Source organism: Streptomyces sp. NBC_00670, from assembly GCF_036226765.1.
Lineage (GTDB): Bacteria > Actinomycetota > Actinomycetes > Streptomycetales > Streptomycetaceae > Streptomyces.
Genome location: NZ_CP109017.1, coordinates 5,955,652 through 5,979,483, shown reverse-complemented (window position 1 = coordinate 5,979,483; position 23,832 = coordinate 5,955,652). Strand labels below are relative to the sequence as shown.

General features: G+C 73.3%; 18 protein-coding genes and 1 pseudogene. 10 read left to right on the top strand and 9 right to left on the bottom strand.

Going from position 1 to position 23,832, the window contains the following annotated elements:
* Together OIE12_RS26445 and OIE12_RS26440 are read right to left on the bottom strand one after the other, a co-directional pair.
* A complete protein-coding gene (locus OIE12_RS26445; protein ID WP_329139441.1) occupies positions 1–474 on the bottom strand; it encodes a (2Fe-2S)-binding protein in 474 nt (157 codons plus the stop codon).
* Positions 474–1,361 (bottom strand): FAD binding domain-containing protein, encoded by an 888-nt coding sequence (locus OIE12_RS26440; RefSeq protein WP_329139439.1) that lies wholly within the window; start codon positions 1,359–1,361, stop codon positions 474–476. The genes OIE12_RS26445 and OIE12_RS26440 overlap by 1 nt, the downstream gene beginning before the upstream one ends.
* 318 nt (positions 1,362–1,679) lie before the next feature.
* On the opposite strand from OIE12_RS26440, the gene OIE12_RS26435 reads away from it, so the two are divergent.
* On the top strand, positions 1,680–3,380 hold the full coding sequence (locus OIE12_RS26435) for a PucR family transcriptional regulator (protein WP_329139438.1): 1,701 nt from the start codon (positions 1,680–1,682) through the stop codon (positions 3,378–3,380).
* 212 nt (positions 3,381–3,592) lie between these two features.
* Positions 3,593–4,342 carry a hypothetical protein gene (locus OIE12_RS26430; RefSeq protein WP_329139436.1) on the top strand — a complete coding sequence of 250 codons (750 nt, stop codon included), beginning with the start codon at positions 3,593–3,595 and terminating at the stop codon, positions 4,340–4,342.
* A 666-nt stretch (positions 4,343–5,008) separates the two neighbouring features.
* Here the strand turns inward: OIE12_RS26430 and OIE12_RS26425 are convergent.
* A complete protein-coding gene (locus tag OIE12_RS26425; protein ID WP_329139434.1) occupies positions 5,009–5,860 on the bottom strand; it encodes a GntR family transcriptional regulator in 852 nt (283 codons plus the stop codon).
* A gap of 169 nt (positions 5,861–6,029) precedes the next feature.
* Between OIE12_RS26425 and OIE12_RS26420 the strand changes: the two genes are divergently transcribed.
* On the top strand, positions 6,030–6,923 hold the full coding sequence (locus tag OIE12_RS26420) for a (2Fe-2S)-binding protein (protein WP_329139432.1): 894 nt from the start codon (positions 6,030–6,032) through the stop codon (positions 6,921–6,923).
* Between the two features lie 368 nt (positions 6,924–7,291).
* Entirely contained in the window at positions 7,292–8,338 is a 1,047-nt protein-coding gene (locus OIE12_RS26415) for a DUF2637 domain-containing protein (RefSeq protein WP_329139429.1), read from the top strand.
* Positions 8,339–8,388: 50 nt separating this feature from the next.
* On the opposite strand, the gene OIE12_RS26410 is transcribed toward OIE12_RS26415, so the two are convergent.
* The 3 genes from OIE12_RS26410 to OIE12_RS26400 form a co-directional block, all read right to left on the bottom strand.
* Positions 8,389–8,904: an ATP-binding protein gene (locus OIE12_RS26410; RefSeq protein WP_329142230.1), complete on the bottom strand. Its 516-nt coding sequence runs from the start codon at positions 8,902–8,904 to the stop codon at positions 8,389–8,391.
* Positions 8,905–9,038: 134 nt separating this feature from the next.
* Complete coding sequence (locus tag OIE12_RS26405) at positions 9,039–10,781, bottom strand: pyruvate dehydrogenase (protein WP_329139427.1); 1,743 nt, start codon at positions 10,779–10,781, stop codon at positions 9,039–9,041.
* A 139-nt stretch (positions 10,782–10,920) separates the two neighbouring features.
* A complete protein-coding gene (locus OIE12_RS26400) occupies positions 10,921–12,255 on the bottom strand; it encodes a protein phosphatase 2C domain-containing protein (RefSeq protein WP_329139425.1) in 1,335 nt (444 codons plus the stop codon).
* A 438-nt stretch (positions 12,256–12,693) separates the two neighbouring features.
* Here OIE12_RS26400 and OIE12_RS26395 point away from each other — a divergent pair, with 438 nt between their 5' ends.
* Positions 12,694–13,680, top strand: a complete 987-nt coding sequence (locus OIE12_RS26395; RefSeq protein WP_329139423.1) for a helix-turn-helix domain-containing protein — start codon at positions 12,694–12,696, stop codon at positions 13,678–13,680.
* 42 nt (positions 13,681–13,722) lie between these two features.
* On the opposite strand, the gene rsgA is transcribed toward OIE12_RS26395, so the two are convergent.
* Positions 13,723–14,826 (bottom strand): ribosome small subunit-dependent GTPase A, encoded by a 1,104-nt coding sequence (gene rsgA, locus OIE12_RS26390; protein ID WP_329139420.1) that lies wholly within the window; start codon positions 14,824–14,826, stop codon positions 13,723–13,725.
* Positions 14,827–15,133: 307 nt separating this feature from the next.
* Positions 15,134–16,626 (bottom strand): annotated as a pseudogene (locus OIE12_RS26385) (cellulose binding domain-containing protein).
* A 297-nt stretch (positions 16,627–16,923) separates the two neighbouring features.
* On the opposite strand from OIE12_RS26385, the gene OIE12_RS26380 reads away from it, so the two are divergent.
* From OIE12_RS26380 to OIE12_RS26370, 3 genes are read left to right on the top strand one after another with little or no spacing between them, the layout of a single operon-like run.
* Positions 16,924–17,796: a polyphosphate polymerase domain-containing protein gene (locus tag OIE12_RS26380; protein ID WP_329139418.1), complete on the top strand. Its 873-nt coding sequence runs from the start codon at positions 16,924–16,926 to the stop codon at positions 17,794–17,796.
* On the top strand, positions 17,793–18,470 hold the full coding sequence (locus tag OIE12_RS26375) for a DUF4956 domain-containing protein (RefSeq protein ID WP_329139415.1): 678 nt from the start codon (positions 17,793–17,795) through the stop codon (positions 18,468–18,470). The genes OIE12_RS26380 and OIE12_RS26375 overlap by 4 nt, the downstream gene beginning before the upstream one ends.
* Positions 18,470–20,131: a CotH kinase family protein gene (locus OIE12_RS26370; RefSeq protein ID WP_329139414.1), complete on the top strand. Its 1,662-nt coding sequence runs from the start codon at positions 18,470–18,472 to the stop codon at positions 20,129–20,131. The genes OIE12_RS26375 and OIE12_RS26370 overlap by 1 nt, the downstream gene beginning before the upstream one ends.
* A gap of 77 nt (positions 20,132–20,208) precedes the next feature.
* Here OIE12_RS26370 and OIE12_RS26365 read toward each other — a convergent pair whose 3' ends face one another.
* Complete coding sequence (locus OIE12_RS26365; protein ID WP_329139411.1) at positions 20,209–21,528, bottom strand: radical SAM protein; 1,320 nt, start codon at positions 21,526–21,528, stop codon at positions 20,209–20,211.
* Between the two features lie 150 nt (positions 21,529–21,678).
* On the opposite strand from OIE12_RS26365, the gene OIE12_RS26360 reads away from it, so the two are divergent.
* The gene (locus OIE12_RS26360) at positions 21,679–22,926 is read left to right on the top strand and encodes an FAD-binding protein (protein ID WP_329139409.1); all 1,248 of its coding nucleotides are present in this window, start codon (positions 21,679–21,681) and stop codon (positions 22,924–22,926) included.
* A gap of 72 nt (positions 22,927–22,998) precedes the next feature.
* Positions 22,999–23,616 (top strand): TetR/AcrR family transcriptional regulator, encoded by a 618-nt coding sequence (locus tag OIE12_RS26355; RefSeq protein WP_329142228.1) that lies wholly within the window; start codon positions 22,999–23,001, stop codon positions 23,614–23,616.
* Positions 23,617–23,832: the final 216 nt, after the last annotated feature.

Sequence of the window (23,832 nt, the reverse complement as noted above, 5' to 3'; positions counted from 1 at the left end):
TCAGTCCTCCTCGGAGCGCCGGGCGGCCGCCAGCCGGACCGCGTCCATGATCTTCTCGTAGCCGGTGCAGCGGCACAGGTTGCCCGCCAGCGCCTCGCGGATCTCCTCGTCGGTGGGACAGGGCCGCTGCCGCAGCAGTTCGTCGGCGGCGACCAGCAGCCCGGGCGTGCAGAAGCCGCACTGGACGGCCCCGGCGTCGAGGAACGCCCGCTGCACGGGGGCGAGTCCGGCGCCGTCCGCGAGCCCTTCGACGGTGTCGACCTCGCACCCCTCGGCCTGCCCGGCGGCGACCAGGCAGGCGCAGACGAGGACGCCGTCGAGCCGGACCGTGCACGAGCCGCACTCGCCCTGCTCGCAGGCGTTCTTGGCGCCGGGCAGCCCGAGCCGTTCGCGCAGTACGTAGAGGAGGGACTCGCCCTCCCAGACGTCGTCGGCCCGCCGGGGGCGTCCGTTGACGGTGAGACCGACGCGCATCAGGCGACTCCCTCCGCGAAGGCGGTGGCGCGGTACTCCTGCCACGCCCAGGTCAGCGTGCGCCGGGCCAGGACGCCGACCGCGTGGCGGCGGTAGCGGGCGGTGGAGCGCACGTCGTCGATGGGGTCACAGGCGGCGGCGCACAGCGCGGCGAACTTCCCGGCGGCCGACGGGGCGACGGCCCGCCCGGTGTCCCAGTGGCGGCCCTCCGCGAGGACACCGTTCAGGAACTCCTCGGCGGGCGCGGCGCGTACGGGCGTCGGGGCGGCCGAGCCGACGCCGGTGCGGACGGTACGGGTGGCCGGGTGCAGGGCGAGCCCGAAGGCGCACACCGCGATCACCATGGCGTTGCGGGTGCCGACCTTGGCGTACTGCTGGGGTCCGTCGGCGGTGCGGACGTGGACGGCGCGGATCAGTTCGTCGGGCGCGAGCGCGTTGCGTTTCACGCCGGTGTAGAAGTCGTCGACGGGGATGCGCCGGGTTCCCCGTACGGAGGCGGCCTCGACCTCGGCACCCGCGGCGAGCAGCGCGGGGTGGGCGTCGCCGGCCGGGGAGGCGGTGCCGAGGTTGCCGCCGACGCCGCCGCGGTGGCGGATCTGCGGGGAGGCGACCGTGCGGGCGGCGAGGGCGAGGCCCGGCAGCACGGGGCGCAGCCGCTCCATGATCGTCGCGTACGGCACGCAGGCGCCGAGGCGTACGGACCCGGCGCCGGTCTCCCACTCGTGCAGCTCGCGTACGCGGGTGAGGTCGAGGAGGCGTTCGGGGCGGCGGCGGCCGAAGTTGAGGTCCACCATCACGTCGGTGCCGCCGGCGAGCGGTACGGCGTCGGGGTGCTCGGCCTTGGCGGCGAGCGCCTCGTCCCAGTGGGCGGGGCGCAGGAATTCCATACCGGCTCCCTGTTCGATTCGAGCCAGGCCGGAGGCGGCGGCTCCGGCCGGGGGCGGCGTGCCGTGCGCGTGAGGTGCGGCCAGTACACCGCCCCACGGGGGTCGGGGTCAGTCACGGAAAACCCCAAGGAGTTCGCTGGCCACAACCATCATCTTGTAGATTCATATGAACGGAGGCCGTCGGCAACCCGGCCGCTCACGCGCGACGCCGCACCGCGGCCCCGTACGCACCAGGCCATGGCCCGTCGCGGCCGGAATCGCCCTGTTGCGAACAGACTTCCGACATGCTGTGAGAGACGAGAACGGCGGCGACGAGACATGCGGCTGCGCGCACTGCTGGACACCGATGCGCTGGGCCTGAGGCTGCTGGGCGGCGCCGACGAGCTGGACCGCACGGTGCGCGGGGTGATGACCACCGATCTGACCGACCCCGGCCGCTACCTCTCGGGCGGGGAACTGGTCCTGACGGGACTGGCCTGGCGGCACGGCCCGGCCGACTCGGAGCCGTTCGTGCGGATCCTGGTGGCCGCCGGGGTCGCCGCGCTCGCGGTCGGCGACGCGGAGCTGAGCGGCGTACCGGAGGACCTGGTCGCCGCGTGCGCCCGGCACCGGCTGCCGCTGCTGGCCGTGGACGAGTCGGTGGCGTTCGCGACGGTCACCGAGTACGTCGTGCGGCAGGTGTCGGGCGAACGGGCGGGCGATCTGGCGGCGGTGGTCGACCGACACCGGCGGATGATGACCTCCGGACCGGCCGGCGGCGGCCCCGACGTCGTCCTCGACCTGCTCGGCACCGACCTGGACCTGCGCGCCTGGGTGCTCTCCCCCACCGGCCGCGTCGTCGCCGGGCGCGGCGAGACGCTGCCGCCCGAGGTCTGCGCGCGGCTGGCCGCCGAGCACCTGGCGGGCTCGCGCGCGGGGCGGCGGGCGCCGTACCGGGTGACGGTGGACGAGGCGCCGTACTCCCTCTTCCCGGTGGGCGCCGGCCGCCCGCCCCGGGAGCCCGGCGACGCGCGCGCGAGCGTGCCGTCGGGCGACGCGCGCGGGGCACTGCTGTCCGGCTGGCTGCTCGCGGTGGCCGCGGACGCCGGGGACTGGCCCGAGGAGCGGCTCGACCTGCTGCACGGGGTGACCCAGCTCATCGCCGTGGAGCGGGACCGCCGGGACGCCGCGCGCACGGTGCGGCGGCGGCTGGCGCAGGAGGTGCTCGAACTGGTGCAGGCGGGCGCCGCGCCGGCCGAGATCGCGGCCCGGCTGCGGGTCGCCTCGCCGGTCCTGCTGCCCGGCCTCGGCGCGGCCCCGCACTGGCAGGTGGTCGTCGCCCGGGTCGAGTGGGAGGACGGCGGGGGTGGACCCGGCGGTGCGGGCGGGCCGGCGGCGCAGGCACTGCTCGAGGAGATCCTCGTCGACCCGCTCGCCACCGGACCCGAGCCCGCCGACCGGATCGCGGTCGCCCACACGGGTGAGGAGGCGATCGCCCTGGTACCGCTCCCGGCCGTCTCCGCCGAGCACGACGGCTCCGAGTCCGGCCTCCTCGCCGACGCGCTGCTGGACGCCGTACGGGAACCGCTCACCGCCGGGCTCGACGGCGACGGGCGGCTCACGCTGGGCGTCAGCGCGCCGGTGCACTCGGCGGAGGGACTGCGCGGGGCGCTGGAGGAGGCGCGGCACGCCCGCCGGGTCGCCGCCGCGCGGCAGGGCCGGGTCTGCGCGGCCGGCCACCACGAACTCGCCTCGCACGTCCTGCTGCTGCCGTTCGTACCGGACGACGTGCGCCGGGCGTTCACCGCGCGGCTGCTCGACCCCTTGCGCGAGTACGACCGCCGGCACCGCGCCGAGCTGATACCGACCCTGGAGGCGTTCCTCGACGCCGACGGCTCCTGGACCCGCTGCGCCACCCGCCTCCACCTGCACGTCAACACACTGCGCTACCGGGTGGGCCGCATCGAACAGCTCACCGGACGGGACCTGTCCCGCCTGGAGGACAAGCTGGACTTCTTCCTGGCGCTGCGGATGAGCTGAGGGGAGAGCGGGGCGGGCGCGGGGTGGGCGCGGGGTGGGCGTGAGGGCGCGCGCGGCGGGGCACCGGCGCCCGGGAGGGCGCGGCCGGTGGCCATGACTTTGTGAAATCCTTCACCCAGCCCCTTCCCGGGCTCCGTCATTGGTGCTGGAATGCCGCCACCACTCAACAGCTCGACGGCGCGCTCGGGGAGGGCAATGTGGCGCTCACCGCCATGTCTGGTACCGGAACGACCGCAGGTGACGATCCACTCCAGACCGCGATATGGCGGCTGCGCTCCCGCGCCTGCTGGGCCGACGCGGCGGCGCTGCTCGAACCCCGCACCGCGCCGGCCGCGCTCCAGCGCGTCTCGCTGCTGGTGGAGCGCTGCCTCTACGCCGAGCAGGGCTGGGACGAGGCCGAGGACGCGCTGCGGACGGCCGAGGCGCTGGCCCACACCGACGAGGAGCGGGGCGCGGCGGCCTGCGAGCGCGGGCAGCTCGCGTACGCGGCGACGCTGCTGCGGGTGCGGGACCGGGCGGACGAGGCGCGGTCCGCGTTCGGGCGGGCCGCGGCGCTGATCGCGCCGGGGGCGGTGGCGCGGGCGCAGCTGGACTTCCGGCGGGGGCTGCTCGCCGAGAACATCACGCGTTCCCCGCAGGCGGCGAAGGCGGCGTACCGGCGGGCGCACGCGGGTGCGCTCGCCCACGGCGACCCGCTGCTGCTCTCCTCCACCTGGCGGCACCTGGCCGGACTCGCCCTCCGGGAGGGCGAGTTGGCGGAGGCGCGGCACGGCTTCGCCGAGTCGCTGCGGATCCGTGAGGAACTGGGGTTCCTCGTCGGGACGGCGCCGGCGCTGGTGTCCCTCGCGGACGCGGAGACGGACCCGGAGGCGGGGCGGCTCCGCGCGGAAGCGGGGCGGTTGTTCCGCCTCCTGGGAGGCGTCCCCACGTGGCTGGCGCCCCACGTGGACGCCGGCTTGTGACCGCCGTCACATAGGCTGCCGTTCGGTGCCATGGGGTGCTTTCGGGGTGTGGGTAAGCGCGGGTGCGTGGTGGCTTGTCGCGCAGTTCCCCGCGCCCCTTATCGCCTACGGGGGTGGGGCGGTGCGGATCACGGGCGAGTGCGGGTCGTTCGTGGTCGCTCGCGCAGTTCCCCGCGCCCCTGAACGCCTACGGGGGTGGGGCGGTACGGATTACCGGCGGGTGCGGGTCGTTCGTGGTTGCTCGCGCGGTTCCTCGCGCCCCTTGAAGGCAGGGGCCGCCCGTCGCTACCAGGGGCGCGGGGAACTGCGCGACCAGCCCACAACCGCGCGCACCCGCCCACGCACCAAAGCCACGCACCCCCGTAGGCGCCAAGGGGCGCGGGGAACTGCGCGACCAGCCACATCCCGCCCGCGCCCGCGCACACCCCGAAACCACCCACCCCCGTAGGCGCCAAGGGGCGCGGGGAACTGCGCGACCAGCCACATCCCGCCCGCGCCCGCGCACACCCCGAAACCACCCACCCCCGTAGGCGCCAAGGGGCGCGGGGAACTGCGCGACCAGCCACCACGCACCCGCACCCGCCGACGCACCGCCCCGCACCGCACCGCCCCGCCCGGAGGGCACCCGCCCCCCGACGGAAGGTCACCCCCCGCTCGTGACCGCGGTCACATGCTCCCCGTCGCGCCGAAGTGGTCCGCCACCAACGCCCCCACCACCCCCGCGTCCTGCGCGATCAACGCATCCAGCAACGCCGTATGCTCCGCCGCGTCGGCGACAAGCGACGCGCGCCCGTGGCGCACCCCCGCGCCGACAACCCCCCGCGCGGGCCACTGCGCCCTCCGCTGCAGATCATCCGCGAGCCGCACCAACTGCTCGTTGCCCGCCAACCCCAGCACCGCCCGGTGAAACGCCCGGTCCGCCTCCGCATACCCCGCCACATCACCGCCGGAGGCAACCCGTACCGTCGCCTCCGCCAGCGGCCGCAGCTCCGCCCACCGCCCCGCCGGCACCGTACGGGCGAGCCGCAGCACCACCGGCACCTCCAGCAACGCCCGTATCTCCGCCAGCTCGTCCAGCTCCCGGTCGCACCGCTGCACCACCCGGAACCCCCGGTTGGGCACCACCTCGACCGCACCCTCCAGCGCGAGCTGCTGCATCGCCTCGCGCACCGGCGTCGCGGAGACCCCGAACCGCTCGCCCAGCACGGGCGCCGAGTACACCTCCCCCGGCGCCAGCTCCCCGCCGACCAACGCCGCCCGCAACGCGTCCAGCACCTGCCCCCGCACCGAGGAGCGCCGTACGACGGACCGCCGCGGCAGCGGGATCGGGGACTCCCCATGCGTGTGCTCACCCCGGACGGCCTCCTCGGCCGGGCCCTGCGCCGCCCCTTCGGCCACGGGACGCACGAGCCCGGACTCCGCGGCCCGCGCCCGCGCCGCCACCCTCGGCTCCGGAGGGCGGGCTTCCGTGGACCCGAGGCTGTCGGCGGTACGACGGCGTGAGGCGGCCTGTTCCACGGGGCGCTCCTAACGGACTTGACGGCACACGGCACCGATTGACGGCATAGCCGCGCCTTTGTCACCAGTCGTGGAGAACCATAGGCGCCCCCGCCCTCAGGTCAAAGCGACCACAGGTGCGCTAAGGTAAGCCTTACCTCTGCACACCCCGCGAATACGGTGGTAACGCATGCTGCTGTCCACGGCCACCCGCCCCGCCGACCACACCGTCACGGAAGCCACCGCGCCGGTCGTCACCGCCGCGGCCGTCCTCGCCGAGTCGTACGACCGGATGGCCGAGGTACTCCCCTGGATGACCGTCACCACGCTCGGACCCGACGAGCCGCTGCCCGAGGGCGACGGCTGGGTCACCGCGGCGGCGCTCGCGCGGGACCCCGAGGCGCTGGACGGCTATCTCGCCTGGGACAGGAAGCAGGTCCTTCAGGATCACGGCCGGCCCGGCCGCCCCGACGTCGTGGCCGGCTTCGGCCTGCACCGCTACGCCTGGCCCGCCTGCCTCCTGTTCACCCTCCCCTGGTTCCTGCACCGCCGGGTGCCGTACCTGCCCGTGGAGCGGGTCGCCCACGACCGTGAGCGCAGCCGGCTCGCCGCGCGTCCCGCCGGCTTCGCCTGCCTGCCCGGCGACCCGGCGGCCGCGACGCCCGGCGCCCGCGTCGTCCGGGACGAGGAGGCGCTGCGCGCGGAGCTGCGGTCGGCGGTGGCCGCGCATCTGGAGCCGGTCCTCGGCGCCTTCGGCCCGGTGATGCGGCGGCGCGGCCGTGGCCTGTGGGGCATGGCGACGGACGAGATAACGGAAGGGCTCTGGTACGTCGGCAATCTGCTCGGCGAGGAGCGGCGGGCCATGCGCGAGCTGGAGGCGCTGCTGCCCGGCACGGAGAAGCCGTACGCCGGCACCCCCGCTTTCCGCGAACTGACCGGCCCTCAGGGCGAGCCGCTGACCACCCGGGACCGCGTGAGCTGCTGCCTCTACTACACGCTGGAACCGCAGGACACCTGCGCCACCTGCCCCCGCACCTGCGACGAGGACCGCGTCGCCAAGTTGACCGCGGAAGCGGCCGCCTGAGGCCCTTTCACCCCTCGCCCCCCTCCCATGGCCCGCCCCGGACAAGGGCGGGCCTTCGCGTGCCGTAAGATCCGCATCAGTAAGATCCACTTCGGACAAGGCCACCGGGCCGGCCCCGGAACCCCGCGCAGATCACAGGTAGTTCACAAAATCCTCACCCCGCGCAGGAACTTTCCGTGGAACCACCCTTACGGGTAGTCTTATTCGAACTCAACTCCCGCCCCTCACGCGGCAGTTCGAGCAGAACGCCGCCCTGGGCATTCCCTTGCACCTCCTTGGCGGCCTCTTGCCCCGAAACCCCCTGAGGGCCCTCGGGAGTGGGCCACTATGGCGGGCGTTACGCCCTATCCCAATGCAAGGGACCCCAGATGAGATTGACCGACATATCGCTGAACTGGCTGCTGCCGGGCGGCGTACTGCTCCTGGGCATGCTGGCGGCGGTGGCGGTGCTGGCGCGCGGCAAGCGCACCTCCGGGGAGAGCACGAGCGCGGACGACTCGTGGGAGCGTGCCGAGGAGCGCCGCAGGCGCAAGGAGGCCCTGTACGGCACCGCCTCCTACGTGCTGCTGTTCTGCTGTGCGGCGGTCGCCGCCGCCCTCTCCTTCCACGGCCTGGTCGGCTTCGGCCAGCAGAACCTCGGCCTCACCGACGGCTGGGAGTACCTCGTCCCGTTCGGTCTGGACGGCGCGGCCATGTTCTGCTCCGTGCTCGCGGTGCGCGAGGCCAGCCACGGCGACGCGGCCCTCGGCTCCCGGATACTGGTGTGGACATTTGCCGGCGCCGCGGCCTGGTTCAACTGGGTGCACGCGCCCCGGGGCATCGACCACGCGGGCGCACCGCAGTTCTTCTCCGGCATGTCCCTCTCCGCGGCCGTGCTGTTCGACCGCGCGCTGAAGCAGACCCGCCGGGCCGCCCTGCGCGAGCAGGGCCTGGTGCCGCGGCCGCTGCCGCAGATCCGTGTCGTCCGCTGGCTGCGGGCGCCCCGTGAGACGTACAAGGCGTGGTCGCTGATGCTGCTCGAGGGCGTGCGGAGCCTGGACGAGGCCGTCGAGGAGGTCCGCGAGGACCAGCGCCAGAAGGAGCAGAACCGGCTGCGCCGGCGCGAGCAGGAGAAGCTGGAGCGCGCGCATCTGAAGGCGATCAGCCGCGGTCACCGCGGGCTGCCCGGCGGGGGCGGCGGCGGTGGAGGCGGCGGCCACACCGTGGAGGTGGAGCGGGCGCCCGCCCAGGCGGACCCCGCGATATCCAAGGCGGAGCTGCCCGCGCGTGCCGCCCGCCCCTCCCTGCAGCCCGTCCGGCCCGGTGGCGCGGAGGCCGTCACCGTCGACCTCACCTCGGAGGACGACACACAGGCCCTCCCCCGGCTCGACTCGCTGGAGCGCAAGCTCAAGGACCTGGAGCAGCAGTTCGGCTGAGCACCGACACGCGGTGAGCCAGTACTGCCACGGGGACGCGGCCTGAACCCTCAGGCCGCGTCCCCGTCCAGTCGCAGCCCCTCGGCCTCCGTCAGACCCTCCAGCTCGAACCAGACCGACTTGCCCACGTCGTGCGCGCGGACGCCCCAGGCGTCGGCGAGGGCACGCACCAGGAGCAGTCCCCGGCCGCTCGTCCGCTGCCCGGCCTCCTCGTCCCCCGCCGCGGAAGCGGACCGGGCCCCGGGGCCGACGCCAGTGCTGCCGCCTGTGCCACCGCCCCGTTCCGCGAAGTCCCGTACCTCCACGCGCAGTCGGCGCCCGGAGACGACGGCCGTGACGACCGCCTCCCCGTCGGTGTGCACGAGTGCGTTGGCGAGGAGTTCGCTGGTCAGCAGCTCGGCGGTGGCGCAGCGGTCCGGCTCCGCGCGGCCGTCCAGCAGCGCGCGCAGCGCGTGCCGTACTTCGGCGACGGACCGCAGGTCCGCCGCGCCCACTTCGCGCAGCAGCCGGGCGTCCCCCGTCCGGCTCCTGGCGCTTCGTAACTCCGCCACCGTCTGCCTGTTCATGGTCATCCCCCGGGTCCCCGTCGTACGTCGCCGTGGTTCGTGGTCGTGGTCGTGGTCGTCCTCGGCCCTCGAACACGTTCACGGGGATGCATGCCCGGCGGTTCAGCCGGCCAGTCCTGGCGATTGGTCAAGCATCACGGGCGTGGCACATTACGCAGATTGGAGCGGGCCATCTGCAGCATGCGGCCGACGCCGCCGTCGAGGACGATCTTCGAGGCCGACAGGGCGAACCCGGTCACCATCTCGGCGCTGATCTTCGGCGGGATGGACAGGGCGTTGGGGTCGGTGACGACGTCGACGAGGGCCGGGCCCTTGTGCCGGAAGGCGTCCTTCAGCGCGCCGGGAAGGTCCTTGGGCTTCTCGACCCGGACCCCGTACGCCCCGCAGGCCCGGGCCACGGCGGCGAAGTCGGGGTTCTTGTTGGTGGTGCCGTGCGAGGGCAGCCCGGCGACCAGCATCTCCAACTCGACCATGCTGAGCGAGGAGTTGTTGAACAGCACGACCTTCACCGGCAGGTCGTACTGGACGAGGGTGAGGAAGTCGCCCATCAGCATGCTGAACCCGCCGTCGCCGGAGAGCGAGAGCACCTGCCGCCGCCGGTCGGTGAACTGCGCGCCGATCGCCATGGGCAGCGCGTTGGCCATGGAGCCGTGCGAGAACGAACCGATGATCCTGCGGCGGCCGTTGGGCGAGACGTACCGCGCGGCCCACACGTTGCACATCCCCGTGTCGACGGTGAACACGGCGTCGTCGTCGGCGAGTTCGTCGACGACGGCGGCCACGTACTCGGGGTGGATCGGGACGTGCTTGTCGACCTTGCGGGTGTATGCCTTGACGACCCCCTCCAGCGCGTCGGCGTGCTTCTTCAGCATCCGGTCCAGGAAGCGGCGGTTCTTCTTCTCCTTCACCCGCGGGATCAGACAGCGCAGGGTCTCCCGTACGTCGCCCCAGACCGCGAGGTCCAGCTTGGAACGCCGCCCGAGGTGTTCCGGGCGCACGTCGACCTGGGCGATCTTCACGTCGTCGGGCAGGAAGGCGTTGTACGGGAAGTCGGTGCCGAGCAGGATCAGCAGCTCGCACTCGTGGGTGGCCTCGTAGGCGGCCCCGTACCCCAGCAGCCCGCTCATCCCCACGTCGAACGGGTTGTCGTACTGGATCCACTCCTTGCCCCGCAGGGCGTGCCCGACGGGTGCCTTGATCCGTCCGGCGAACTCCATCACCTCGGCGTGCGCCCCGGCGGTGCCGCTGCCGCAGAAGAGGGTGACCCGGTCGGCGGCGTCGATCATGGCGACCAGTCGGTCGATCTCGGCGTCGCCGGGGCGGACGGTGGGCCGGGAGGTGACGAGCGCGCTCTCGGCGGCCCGCTCGGGCGCGGGCAGATCGGCGATGTCGCCCGGCAGCGACACGACGCTCACGCCGCCCTGGCCGACCGCGTGCTGGATGGCGGTCTGCAGCAGCCGGGGCATCTGCCGGGGGTTGGAGATCAGCTCGCTGTAGTGGCTGCACTCGCGGAAGAGCTGGTCGGGGTGGGTCTCCTGGAAGTAACCGAGGCCGATCTCGCTGGAGGGGATCTGCGAGGCGAGGGCGAGGACGGGGGCCATGGAGCGGTGGGCGTCGTAGAGCCCGTTGATGAGGTGCAGATTGCCCGGCCCGCAGGAGCCGGCGCAGGCGGTGAGCCGCCCGGTGATCTGGGCCTCGGCGCCGGCCGCGAAGGCGGCGGTCTCCTCGTGCCGCACATGCACCCAGTCGATGCCGGAGTGCCGGCGCACGGCGTCCACGACGGGGTTGAGGCTGTCCCCGACCACCCCGTACAACCGCTCGACCCCGGCGCGCGCCAGGATGTCGACGAACTGCTCGGCGACGTTCTGCTTGGCCATGGTCTTCGTGCCCTTCGGGTGCGCGGGTCGGTCGGCGTGGGTCGACGGCGGTGCGGGCACATGACGGGGTGCCCGTGGTCCATCAATCCACACCGGCCGCGGTGCCGCGACTCCGCCGGACGTCGGTACCGGCCCGGGACTACTCCCCCTCCCAGACCGCGGCGGCCGTACGGTCGTCCGCGTACCCCTTGACGCGGACCTGCGCGTCGGCGAGGAACGCGGCGAGGCCCGGGGGTTCCTCGCCGGTCCAGCGGTGCGTCAGGTGCCGGGACAGCTCCGGCTCGCCGCGCAGGGGGTCGGCGAGACCTGCGGTGCAGAGGAGCAGGACGTCGCCCGGGTGGGCGAGGGACGCGCGGAAGCGGAAGGGTGCGCGGGGCGGTTCGGGGGCGGGCCGGTACGGGCTCGGCGGGGCGGCGATGCCGAGGTCGACGGTGAGCCGGTCGCCGCCGCCGAACCCCTCGGCGGCGTTCTCCCCGGCCCGGGGCGCCGGTTCGATGTCCTGCCACTCGCCGTCCCGCAGCCGGAACAGTCCGCCGTCGCCGACGCCGAAGAAGACACGCAGACGGCAGGCCGGGTCGGCCGGGAGCAGCAGACAGCGCAGGGTGGCGGTGTACGTGTCCGGGTCCGCGCCCCGCTCGGCGGCGTCGGCGCGGAGCCGCCCGAGGGAGCGGTCGGTGAGGCGCTGGAGCCCCGGCTTCAGGTCGCCGCGGCGGCCCGCGCGGAGGTCCTCGGCGAGCCGTGCGTGACTGCGGCCGACGGCACGGCCGAGGTGCCGGCACGCCTCGGCGGCCGCGCGGTGGGCGCCGGGGGTGGCACGGGCGCCGGTGGCCATGGCGACGAACACCAGTGCGTCGTCGCCGGCGCCGAAGCGGGCGGTGAGCAGCGCGTCCCGCCGCGGCTCCCCGCGGAACCGGGCGGAGTCCCCGCGCAGCGACACTGCCCGCAGCGTGCAGGTCCCGTACCGGGCCCCGTCCAGCACGGTGTCCGCGACGACGTCCCCGAGCGCGTCCGGCTCCGCGAGCGGCAGCGCGGCGGGTTCGGGGTCGTAGGTGGGAGGGCCGGAGCCGACGTGGGTGAGCGCCGGAGGGGGCGGGGGCGGCACATCCGCCAGGGGGCGAGGGGGCGCAGCCCCCGCTGCTCCCGGGGGTCCAGGGGGCAGAGCCCCCTCGGGGTCAGGGGCGGGAGCCCCAGACCCGCCCTGGGGGCGGAGCCCCACACGATCCGGCTCCGCCGGAGGCACAGCCGCACGCTCCGACGGCGCAGGAGCCGCAGCCTCACCCCCCGCAGCCTCCGGCGGAGCCGCCCGCGCCGCCTCGTCGTCCTCCACGACCGCCCCCGCCGAGGCGAACCGGTCGTCCAGGGAGTCGCCCGCCGCACTCGGCCCCGCATCGTCCGCGGAGCCGTCGTACAGCTCCCCCCACCAGTCGTCCTCCCGGTCGGTGGGCCGCTCCCGGCTCTCCCCCTGCTGGCTCATGCCCCCAATTGTCGCCCGCGGGACCCGCTTGAAAACGGCGCATCCGGAAAAACCGCCGGGCGCCCGGCGCCTGACGGACAACCGGAGACCCCGCCCCCGCACCGCCGGACGGCCCCACCCCCCACGGGAGGACCGCCCGGCGGCGTCGGCGGACCCGGTCGGGATCCCACCCGCCGAGCATGACGCGCGCGGCTGGGAACGAGCTGTGGGCCGGCCCCGGACCACGCGGGAACCGCCGCGCGCCACCCGCCCCGTACGGGACACCTGAACAGCCCCGTACGACCGGCGGTGGCGCCACCTTGTCAGAGTGAACGCCGGTACGGCGATGATGTTGGAGGGCGGGTTTGCGTCATGGCAGTTTCCCGCCACGCACGCACGCACCCGCACGCACGCACGCACGTGAACCGCAGCACGCAACCCTGGGAGGGACGTCGCCGCATGCTCGCAGCGATAGGTCTGGACGAGACGCACGAGGCGGCGTACCGCGCCCTGGTGTCGGTGGGCGCCGCCGACGTCCCCGATCTGGCCCGGCGGCTCGCGCTCGGCGAGCACGACACGGAGCGCGCCCTGCGCCGCCTGGAGCGGCACGGGCTCGCCGCCCAGTCCTCCTCCCGTCCCGGCCGCTGGGTGGCCGCCCCGCCCGGCGTCGCGCTCGGCGCGCTGCTCACCCAGCACCGGCACGAGCTGGAGAAGGCGGAGCTGACGGCGGCGCTGCTCGCGGAGGAGTACCGGGCGCGGGCGGCGGAGCCGACGGTGCACGACCTGGTGGAGGTGGTGACCGGCGCGGCGGCGGTCGCACAACGGTTCCTGCAGCTCCAGCTGGGCGCGACGGAGGAGGTGCGCGCGCTGGTCACCGGCGCGCCGATGGCCGTCACGGCCGCCGAGAACCACGCGGAGGAGCAGGCCGCCACGCGGGGCGTGCGCTACCGCGTGGTGGTGGAGCGCGCGGTGCTCGACGGCCCGGCGGCGGTCGGCGAGCTGTCGGCCGCACTGGGCCGGGACGAGCGCGTACGGGTCGCCGAGCGCGTCCCGACGAAGCTGGTCGTCGCCGACGGGACCCTCGCCATGGTGCCGCTCATCTCCTCCCCGGGCGCGGAACCGGCGGCGCTGGTGGTGCACGCCAGCGGCCTCCTCGAGGTGCTGTCGGGACTGTTCGAGACGGTGTGGCGCCAGGCGCTGCCGCTGCGCCTGGGCGGCGACGGCACCGTACGGGAGCAGGAACCGGAGGGCCCCGACGGCACGGACCTGGAGATCCTGTCCCTGCTCCTGGCCGGCCTGACCGACGCGAGCGTGGCGAAACAGCTGGACCTGGGCCTGCGCACGGTGCAGCGCCGGGTACGGCACCTGATGGAGATCGCCGGGGTGACGACCCGGCTCCAACTGGGCTGGCAGGCCTACGAACGGGGCTGGGTGGCCCGGAGCTGACGCGCGCCCCCGGGCCACCCACCGCCCGTCACCCCGTAGAACTCACCGGCGCCCCCGCTTGAACTCCATCGCCGCGCGCCCCTCCGCCCCCTTCCGCTTCCAGTCCCGGCGCAGCTCGGCCCGGGCCCGCGCGTCCGTCTTGGCGACGATCCACTGGTTCTCGCGCTGGAGCTTGCGGTAGCTGTCCAGCCGCCGCTGTGCCAGCCGGCCGTCGTCGAGCGCGGCCAGCACGGCGCAGCCGGGCTCGGCACCGTGCGCGCAGTCGTGGAACCGGCACTCCCGCGCCAGCTCCTCGATCTCGGCGAACACCTGGCCGACCCCGGACTCGGCGTCCCACAGCCCGACCCCGCGGAGCCCGGGGGTGTCGATGAAGACGCCGCCGCCGGGGAGGACGAGCAGGTTGCGGGTGGTGGTCGTATGACGGCCCTTGCCGTCCACGTCACGGATGGCGTGGACCCGCATGACGTCCTCGCCGACCAGCGCGTTGGCGAGCGTCGACTTGCCGGCGCCGGACTGCCCGAGCAGCACGGAGGTGCCGCCCGCGACGACGGCCCCGAGCACGTCGAGCCCGTCCCCGCCCAGCGAACTGACGGCACATACCTGCACCCCGGGCGCGGCGCTCTCCACGTCCTCGACGAGGTGGGACAACGTCACGGGGTCGGCCACGAGATCGGCCTTGGTCAGGACGACGAGGGGCTGCGCCCCGGACTCCCAGGCCAGCGCCAGGAACCGTTCGATCCGCGCGAGATCGAGTTCCGCGGCCAGCGACACGGCGACGATGGCGTGGTCCACGTTGGCCGCGAGCACCTGCCCCTCGGACCGCTTGGACGAGGTCGACCGCACGAACGCCGACCGCCGCGGCAGATACGTCCGCACGTACCGCGGATCACCGGCGGGCTCGACGGCGACCCAGTCACCGGTGCAGACGACCCGCAGGGGATCGTGCGGCGTGACGAACGCGGTGTCGGCCCGCACGGTGCCGCCCGCGGTGACGACATCGCACTGCCCGCGATCGACGCGCACGACCCGGCCGGGCAACAGCCCCTGCCCGGCGTACACCGCGAACTCGGCCTCCCAGCCCGTGTCCCAGCCGTAGGGGGCCAGCGGGTGGGACGAAGCCGAACGCGAAAGAGAAGAGGAAGACAAGGGGAAACCCTTCACATGGGTGGCCCCGGCACCGCGTCCTCGGACACGGAAAGAAAGAGTGGGATCAGCCGGTGGCCACGGAAGTGGACTGAATGAACTTCCGAACGCGGGCAGCGCCCATCGCAACGACAGTCATCGGTCAACACCTCCCAGATCACGCGCGGCGGGAAGCGGCCGCGCGGAGCAGCCGCAGGAACGACACGACCTTAGCCATCCGTGCCGTCGACGCGCCAGCGGTTTTTCCGGCACGAGACCGCGCGCGGATCCACGGCCCCGCCCCGGGAGGACCGCCGATCGGACCTGTGGTTCACCCCGCCACGCCGCAGCTCTCCCCGTTCAGCGTGAAGCCGTACGGGGCCGGGTTGGCGTCGGCCATGGAGCCGAGGAAGCCGAAGGTGAGGGTGCCGTCGGCGGGGACGGTCTTGTTGTAGTCGGCGGCCGTGGCCGTCACCCGCGTGCCGTGCTGGGTGACCGAGGCGTCCCACATCTGGGTGACGCGTTGGCCGGCGCCGAAGGTCCAGGCCACCCGCCAGTCGTGGAGCGCCGCCTCGGAGGTGACGGTCACGGTGGCCTGGAAGCCGTCCGGCCATTCGTTGACGACGTCGTAGGCCACCTCGCAGTCCGCCGCCGGTTCGGCGGAGCCGGCGCCCGGGGTCTTCCGGAGCGTGCCGGACGGTTCGCCCTGGGGTGCGGTGTCGCGGTCGCCGCGTGTCGCCGTCGGACCGGTGGTCTCCGCCGGGCGGGAGGTGGAGGTAGCGCCCGGGGTGTCCTCGCCGGGCGAGGGCCGGGCGGTGGGCGGGGCGGAGAACGAGGGGTCGGCCGTGGGGCGTACGCCCGCCGTGTCACGGGCGGCGACGTTCTCGCCGGGCGTGCCGACCTGCAGCAGTGACACCGTCAGCGCGAGCGCGGAGACGAGCACCGCCCCGACCAGGATGCCGGTACGGCCGATCCGGGGCCGGACGGCGGTGCCGACCGCGAGCCCGGTGTCGGCCGCCGCGTCCACCCGGCCGCCGCTGAGCCCCGCCTCCGCCGCCCGGCGCCGCCGCTCCAGATACGCGAGCCCGCCCCAGCCGATCACCCCGGCGGCCAGCGCGACCGGCAGCCCGCCGCCGGAGGCCCGCAGACACGCGGCGGCCTCGGCGCACTCCACGCATGTGGCCAGGTGCCGCGAGAGGTCCTCGGGGGTGTCCGTGCCGGGCGCCCGGGTGACGACGTCGAGCAGCCCGGCGTAGGCCCGGCACTCCGCGTCCAGGGGGTGTCGAGGTGGTTGCGATGGCAACGGTCGCGGAACAGCGCCCGTACCTGGTCCAGTTCCTCGGCGGCGGCCGACGGGTCCAGGCCCAGCCGGCGGGCCACGTACGGCAGGGGCAGCGACTCGGCCTCGGCGAGCCACAGCAGCGCCGCGTCCGGCTCCTGCATGTCGCGCAGCGCGCGCAGGGCGAGCGGGCGGCGCAGCGGCGGCCCGGTGTACCGCGCGGCCTTCTCGGAGTGCAGCCACAGCCGCAGATCGGGGTCGAGCCGGTGGCCGAGCCCCCGGGCCTCCCAGTCGGCGGCGGTGGAGCGCACGACCGTCAGCAGCAGCGGAATGCGCGGCAGCCGCGGGACGCGGCGCCCGGCGCCCCACGCCGTGGACTCGGCGGCCCGTGCCTCGTGGATGCCCCGGGAAAACGCCTCCGCCGCCAGCCGCGCACCGGCCGCCGAGCCGGACGTGCACAGGTCGGCGTAGGACAGGACCGCGTCCCAGACCTCCGAGAACTCTGCGGCCTCGGCGGCGTCCTGGGGGGTCGGCAGGTCGGGCATGAGGGCTCCTGCGTCAACGGCTTCTCCCACTTGCCTGCTTCCACAAGCAAACCCAACGTGCCTCGTGCGTGCGGGAGTTGGCGGGCGTCTCACGACAGGGCCCGAGCTTTTCACGCTTCCCGCACAACTGACAAGCGGCGCATCCGGGTACGACTCGCGCCTCCCCGGCGGCCCTCCCGGTCCTCGTTCACCTCGAATTCACCTCAAGGACTAAGTCCGTTCATGGCATTCCTTCACCCGTCTCTCATGTCTTACCTGTTTCTTACTGCGGGAAGGCCGACCACCTGAAGGGACCACATGACCGGCGGACTCCACGCGTTCAACCGCTACGAACTCAAGTACCTCGTCCCGGTCGACCAGGCCGCCCGCATCCGCGACGAACTGGGCGAGCGCATGGACCGTGACCTGCACAGCCCCGTCGGCGGCTACGGGGTCTGGAGCCTCTACTACGACACCCCCGGGCTCCGCTTCTACTGGGAGAAGATCGAGGGGCTGAAGTTCCGCCGCAAGCTTCGCATCCGGCACTACGGCGGCCTCGACGGCGTCGGCGACGACTTCCCCGTCTGCGTCGAGATCAAGCAGCGCGTCAACCGCGTCACCCAGAAGCGGCGCATCACCGTGCCGTACGCCACCGCCCGGCGGCTCTGCGACGACCGCGAGATGATCGAACACTCCCCGGACGAGCGGGCGTTCGTCGAGGAGGTCCTCGAACTCGTCGTACGGCTGAACCTCCAACCGACCGCCCTCACCGGCTACCAGCGCGAGGCCCTCGTCGGACGCGACCAGGACGTGGGCCTGCGGGTCACCTTCGACCGGCGTATCCGGGGCCGGGACCGGGACTTCCACTTCGGGACCCCGAACCCCGAGAACCGGTTCACCATCCCGCCGCACATGTCCGTGATGGAGATCAAGGTCAACGAGCGCGCCCCCTACTGGATCACCGATCTGGCCGCCCGGCGCAACCTCAACCTGATCCGGGTCTCCAAGTACGTGCAGAGCGTCGAGGCGTTCGGCATGGCGCCCCGGTCGGTGTTCCACGTCCGCGAGGAGGACCTTCCGCCGGCGCCCGCGTCGACACCGATGCCCGTCCCCACCCCACGCACCGCGTCCACCCCCAGCACCACCAACACCCCCACCACCCCCCTCACCACGGAGGCACTGCGCCCGTGAACCTCGACCTCCAGGACCTGAGCGGCACGTTCAGCGTCACCGACATCGTGCTCGCCATGGCCCTGTCCTTCGTGCTCTCCACGTTGATCGGTTACGTGTACCGGGCCACCCACAAAAACGTCTCGTACAGCCAGTCCTACGTGCAGACCCTCGTCATCGTGGGCATGGTCGTCGCCCTGATCATGCTGGTCGTCGGCTCCAACCTGGCCCGCGCCTTCTCCCTGGTGGGCGCGCTGTCCGTGGTCCGGTTCCGCAACGCGGTCAAGGAGACCCGGGACGTCGGCTTCATCTTCCTGGTCATGGCCATCGGCATGGCCTGCGGTGCCCGCTTCTACACCCTGGCCGCCGTGGGCGGCGTGGTGATCGCGGTCATCATCTGGGCGATGAGCCGGTTCAACTGGTTCGCCCTCAACGTCCAGCGCCAGGTCGTCAAGGTCCAGCTCCCGGCGGGCGAGGACCACACGCACGCCGTCCAGGACGTCCTGCTGCGCCACACCGACGAGTTCGAGCTGGTCAGCACCGAGTCGATCCGCGGCGGCACGCTGACCGAGATGTTCTACACCGTCCGCATCAAGAAGGGCCACGAGCCCGGTGAGCTGGTCGCCGCCCTGCGCGAGCGGACCATGGGCCAGCGCGTGACCGTACTGACCGGTTACGACCAGACGGACCTCTGATGGCGGCCCCCCGCAGGCGGCTGGTGCACCGCATCCCGCTGCGGCTGCGCCACCACTGGAAACCGGCCGCGTTCCTGGCCGTCGGGCTGACCTGTCTGCTGGTCTTCCTCGGCGACGCGCGGATCACCCCGTTCGTCACCAGCGCGTCCACGGCCGACGCCGACGAGATCACGGACGACGTCACCGGCACGGTCGGCCTGTTCGACGCCTCGCAGCCGCATTCGATCCAACTCGCCTACGACCAGACCGACTTCGACGACATGATGAGCAAGTTCCAGAAGGACGGCGAGAAGGAGTACATCGAGGCCGACCTCACCATCGACGGCGTCTACCTGAACGACGTCGGTATCCGCCTCAAGGGCAACTCCACACTGCAGAGCCTGCGCAGCGGGAGCGGCAACGGCCAGCGGAAGGGGAACGGCCCGGGCGGCTTCCCGCAGCGCGGTGCCGAGGGCCAACAGGGCGGTGCCGAGGGCCAACAGGGCGGAACCGGTGGCCGGCAGGCGCCCGCCGAAGACGGTGACCAACAGGCCCCCGCCGAAGACGGAGGCGGCATGGCAGGCGGCCAAGGCGGCGGCATGGCCCAGTTCGACCTCTCCGCCGCCAAGCCCGAGGAACTGCCCTGGCTCATCAGCATCGACGAGTACGTCGAGGGCCGCGCCTACGACGGACAGCGGGAGATCTCGCTGCGCCCCGGCGTGGACGACGCCCTGCCGCTCAACGAGGCCCTGTCCCTCTCCCTGATGAAGAGGTCGGGGCAGACGGCGGAGTCGTACGCCTTCGGCACGCTCAAGGTCAACAACCGCCCCGCCGTGACCCGGCTGATGGTGGAGAACCCGAGCAAGGACTACGTCGACACGGAGATCGGCACCAAGGGCGTGGCCTACAAGGCACGCGCGGGCGGGAGCTTCGACTACGTCGGGGACGACCCGACCGACTACGAGACGTCGTTCAAGCAGCTCAACATGGAGGGCAGCCAGGACCTGTCCCCAGTGATGAGACTCTTGAAGTGGGTCAACCAGGCCTCGGACAAGGAGTTCGCCGAGGATCTCGACGAGTACGTCGACGTCGAGTCGTTCGCGGAGTACGTCGCCACGCAGAACCTGCTGCTGAACTTCGACGACATGGCCGGGCCGGGCAACAACTACGTGCTCTGGTACGACCTGGCGAGCAGGAAGTTCTCGGTACTGGGCTGGGACTTCAACCTCACGTTCAGCGGCACCGCCACCACCGGCCCCGACGAGAGCACCAGTATGGGCGGCGGGGGCGGTATGGCCAGGGGTGCTGCCGGGGGCGCGATGCCCTCCGGGGCCCCGTCGGAGGCGCCGGACGGCACGGCCCAGCCCCCCGGCGCCGGCCAGAACGACACCGGCCAGATCGACAAGGGCGGCGGCATGGCAGGCGGCATGGGCGGCAACATCCTCAAGGAGCGCTTCCTGGACACCGACGCCTTCGACTCCGTCTACCACGCGGCGTACAAGAAGCTGTACCGGCAGTTCTTCGGCTCCGGCTACGCCACCGACGCCCTCGCCACCCTGGTGACGCAGGCGAAGGCCGCCGGCGCGGACGCCGACGGGGTCGCGAAGACGGCGTCGTCGCTCAGGTCCACGCTGACCACGCGGACGAAGAGCCTCGCGAAGAACGAGGTGATCACCGGCTGACGACGCACCTCGGCCCCGGCCCCGGAAAAACCGGGACCGGGGCCGGGGCCGGGGCCGGGGCCGAGGTCGGAACAGCCTCAGACCTCCGCCGTCCGCTCCGCCGGCAGGCTGTCCATGAACGAGCTGACGGAGAAGACCGCGTTGCCCGGCCCGGGCGGCCCGTACCCCGGAGGCGAGGAGAGCCCGAAGTCCTCCATCGTCTGCCGGTACGCCTGGAGGAGCCGGATGTGGTACTCCAGCGGCGCGCCGTTCGGGTTGGCCTTGCCGAGCGGGGTCGTCGGCTCGGGGCACCACGTGGTGAACCGGGGCGTGATGCCGTGCGACATGAAGAAGCGCAGGCCTTCGGTGGTGGACGCGATGGCCTCGTCGACCGTCTTGAAGCCGAACGGCTCGGCCATCTCCACGCCCGCCACGAAGTTCGGGATCACGTTGCGCGCGCCGAAGACGTCGGCGGAGTCGAGGATCCGCCGGTGCCACTCGTCACGGCCGACGTACCGCTCCTTGCCGGGGCAGTACATCTTGAACAGGTACTCGTCCCACACCTCGAAGTTGGGGTGATAGATCTGGACGCCGTAGTCCTTGAACCGCTGCACGTCCGGCTTGGGCAGTGCCTGGGCGACGACCTTGCCGATCCAGCGGCCGGGGAAGCGCTCCTCGATGGCCTTGGCGTAGTGGCCGTAGAAGTCGGCCTCGTCGCGGCCCGAGACGGTCTTGGTGATGGCGCCGCCGGTGAGGGTGTAGGCGGTGGAGGCCTTGGCGGTGTCGTACTTGTCGATGATCTCCAGCGCCTCCAGCACCTCCTCGACGTCCTTGACCCCGGTGTAGGGGCGGCCGGCCGCCTTGTGCTGGCGCCAGTTGTGGTTGATGTCGCAGTACTGGCACTCCTCCTTGGCGCCGAAGTACTGGCAGACGCGGAAGACGGTGAGGTAGATCAGATAGCCCCACTGGATGGTGGGGGCCACCTCCATGACCGATTTCCCGTTGGAGAGGGTGTGCCGGTAGTACTCCGGCATGGGCGGCACGCCCACGTCGGCGATCCGCTTCCCGTCGAGGTACAGCCCGAGCATGCCGTCCTCGCCGGCGGCGACCCGGTACGGCGAGGAGGGGTTCACCCGTACCGAGACGACGGTGCGGCGCAGGTCGTAGGGGCCGCCGGTGAGGATGATCTCCTCCGGCGGGCGGCGCAGCGCGGCCTCGCCCAGCTCGGGGAGGGTGCCGTGGTCGAAGGAGAAGATGAAGTACGACTTCGGTTTGACGTCCCCGCTCTCGTTGTCGCTGAGCGCGGAGGCGTCGAAGGCGACCCCGCCCCTGAGCAGATCCTCCTTGAAGACGGCCTCGCGCGGCACGTGCGCGAACCGTTCCAGCAGATCCTCGACCAGCGCGGTGCGGCTGCCCATCCGTTGTCTCCTCCCTGGTCGGACGTTCCTCTCCTCACGGTATGCCCCCGCTCGCCCGGTGCCGGTACCGGGTCCCCGCGCGCCGGGGGCGGGTGAGAAGGTGCGTACGGCGGCGACCAGCGCCGCAGGGACTTTCCCGGAGGAACCACAGTGACGAGGGACACGGTCACCAACTGGGCCGGAAACATCACGTACGCGGCCAAGGAGCTGCACCGGCCGGGCACGCTCGACGCGCTGCGGGCCGTCGTCGCGGGCAGCGCGCGGCTGCGGGTGCTGGGCAGCGGGCACTCGTTCAACGAGATCGCCGAGCCCGGCGCGGACGGTGTCCTGCTGTCGCTGGACGCGCTGCCGTCCGAGGTGGCGGTGGACACGGCGGCCCGTACGGTACGGGTCGGGGGCGGGGTGCGGTACGCGGAGCTGGCGCGGGTGGTGCACGCGCACGGGCTGGCGCTGCCGAACATGGCGTCGCTGCCGCACATCTCGGTGGCGGGTTCGGTGGCCACGGGAACGCACGGCTCGGGCGTGGCCAACGGGCCGCTCGCCGCGGCGGTGCGGGAGGTCGAGCTGGTCACGGCGGACGGCTCGACGGTCGTCATCGGCCGGGGCGACCCGCGCTTCGACGGGGCGGTGACCTCGCTCGGCGCCCTCGGCGTGGTGACCGCGCTCACGCTCGACCTGGAGCCGGCGTACGAGGTGGCGCAGCACGTCTTCACCGAGCTGCCGCTGGCGGGACTTGACTACGAGACGGTGGCGGCGTCGGCGTACAGCGTGAGCCTGTTCACCGACTGGCAGGCGCCGGGGTTCCGTCAGGTGTGGCTGAAGCGGCGCACGGACCAGGCGCCGGTGGAGTTCCCGTGGGCGGCCCCGGCGACCGAGAAGATGCATCCGGTGCCGGGCATGCCGGCGCTCAACTGCACCGAGCAGTTCGGCGTGCCGGGCCCCTGGCACGAGCGGCTGCCGCACTTCCGCGCGGAGTTCGTGCCGAGCAGCGGGGCGGAGCTCCAGTCGGAGTACCTGCTGCCCCGGGAGCACGCGACGGCGGGACTGCACGCCCTGGACGCGATCCGGGACACGCTCGCCCCGGTCCTGCAGACCTGCGAGGTCCGCACGATCGCCGCCGACCCCCAGTGGCTCGGCCCGGCGTACGGCCGTGACTCGGTCGCCTTCCACTTCACGTGGGTGGAGGACACGGCCCTGGTGCTGCCGGTGGTGCGCCGGCTTGAGGCGGCCCTGGAGCCGTTCGACGCCCGCCCGCACTGGGGCAAGGTCTTCACCACCGGGCCGGCGGCCCTGCGCGCGCTCTACCCGCGGCTCGCCGACTTCGCCGCGCTGGCGGCGGAGCTGGACCCGGACGGCACGTTCCGCAACGCGTTCGTGGAGTCGGTCCTGGGCGGGTGAGGCCGGGGCCGCGCCCTCCTCCGGGCGATAACCTCGAGGCCCTCATCGTCGTCCGTCGTGGGAAGGGTGTTCGTGGCGCGTGCCGGGGTCAGTGTCGAGCGGCTGGTCGTGGCCGCCGCCGAGCTCGCCGACGAGGTGGGCTTCGAGGAGGTCACGCTGTCCGCGCTCGCGCGGCGGTTCGGGGTGAAGGACGCCAGTCTGTACGCGCACGTGCGCGGCCTGCGGGAGCTGCGGACGCGACTCGCGCTGTTCGCCGGGGGCGAGATGATCGACGAGATCGCCGACGCCGTGGCCGGGCGGGCCGGGCGCGAGGCACTGGCGGCGTTCGCCGGCGCCTACCGGGAGTACGCGCTGCGGTATCCGGGGCGGTACGCGGCGATGCAGATCCGGATCGACCCGGAGGTCGTCCCCGACTCCCCCGCGATGCGGCGCACCGCCGAGATCACGTACGGGATGCTCAGGGCGTACGGTCTCGACGAGCCCGATCTCACCGATGCCGTACGGCTGTTGCGTGCCACCTTCCACGGGTACTGCGCGCTGGAGGCGGCGGGCGGCTTCGCCGATCCGCGTGACGTACGGGCCTCCTGGGACAAGGCGGTGGACGCGCTGCACGTGGCGCTGGAGCACTGGCCCAGGGAGACGGCGGTGGCCGGCGGGCGGGCCGAGGCCGCCGACTCGGGCGGCCGGTGAGGCGGGGCCTGGGGCGCCCCGGTTCCGGTCGGGACGCCCCAGGGTTCATGGGGAGGGGACGGCGTACGGGCTCGTCGCACGGGCCCGGGCCCCTCCGCTGCCGGACGCGGTATCAGATGCTGCGTCACGAACACGTGAACGCACCAGCCCTGTGTACCGGGTTGCCCGGTGAACAGAAGTATGCGTGCTGTGACGCCGCTGGTTGTAGAGGGAGAT

Bases quoted from the DNA above. Each gene is read 5' to 3' on its own strand.
- OIE12_RS26445 (WP_329139441.1), bottom strand. From the start codon at position 474: ATGCGCGTCGGTCTCACCGTCAACGGACGCCCCCGGCGGGCCGACGAC.
- OIE12_RS26440 (WP_329139439.1), bottom strand. From the start codon at position 1,361: ATGGAATTCCTGCGCCCCGCCCACTGGGACGAGGCGCTCGCCGCCAAG.
- OIE12_RS26435 (WP_329139438.1), top strand. From the start codon at position 1,680: ATGCGGCTGCGCGCACTGCTGGACACCGATGCGCTGGGCCTGAGGCTG.
- OIE12_RS26430 (WP_329139436.1), top strand. From the start codon at position 3,593: ATGTCTGGTACCGGAACGACCGCAGGTGACGATCCACTCCAGACCGCG.
- OIE12_RS26420 (WP_329139432.1), top strand. From the start codon at position 6,030: ATGCTGCTGTCCACGGCCACCCGCCCCGCCGACCACACCGTCACGGAA.
- OIE12_RS26415 (WP_329139429.1), top strand. From the start codon at position 7,292: ATGAGATTGACCGACATATCGCTGAACTGGCTGCTGCCGGGCGGCGTA.
- OIE12_RS26410 (WP_329142230.1), bottom strand. From the start codon at position 8,904: ATGAACAGGCAGACGGTGGCGGAGTTACGAAGCGCCAGGAGCCGGACG.
- OIE12_RS26405 (WP_329139427.1), bottom strand. From the start codon at position 10,781: ATGGCCAAGCAGAACGTCGCCGAGCAGTTCGTCGACATCCTGGCGCGC.
- OIE12_RS26400 (WP_329139425.1), bottom strand. From the start codon at position 12,255: ATGAGCCAGCAGGGGGAGAGCCGGGAGCGGCCCACCGACCGGGAGGAC.
- OIE12_RS26395 (WP_329139423.1), top strand. From the start codon at position 12,694: ATGCTCGCAGCGATAGGTCTGGACGAGACGCACGAGGCGGCGTACCGC.
- OIE12_RS26380 (WP_329139418.1), top strand. From the start codon at position 16,924: ATGACCGGCGGACTCCACGCGTTCAACCGCTACGAACTCAAGTACCTC.
- OIE12_RS26370 (WP_329139414.1), top strand. From the start codon at position 18,470: ATGGCGGCCCCCCGCAGGCGGCTGGTGCACCGCATCCCGCTGCGGCTG.
- OIE12_RS26365 (WP_329139411.1), bottom strand. From the start codon at position 21,528: ATGGGCAGCCGCACCGCGCTGGTCGAGGATCTGCTGGAACGGTTCGCG.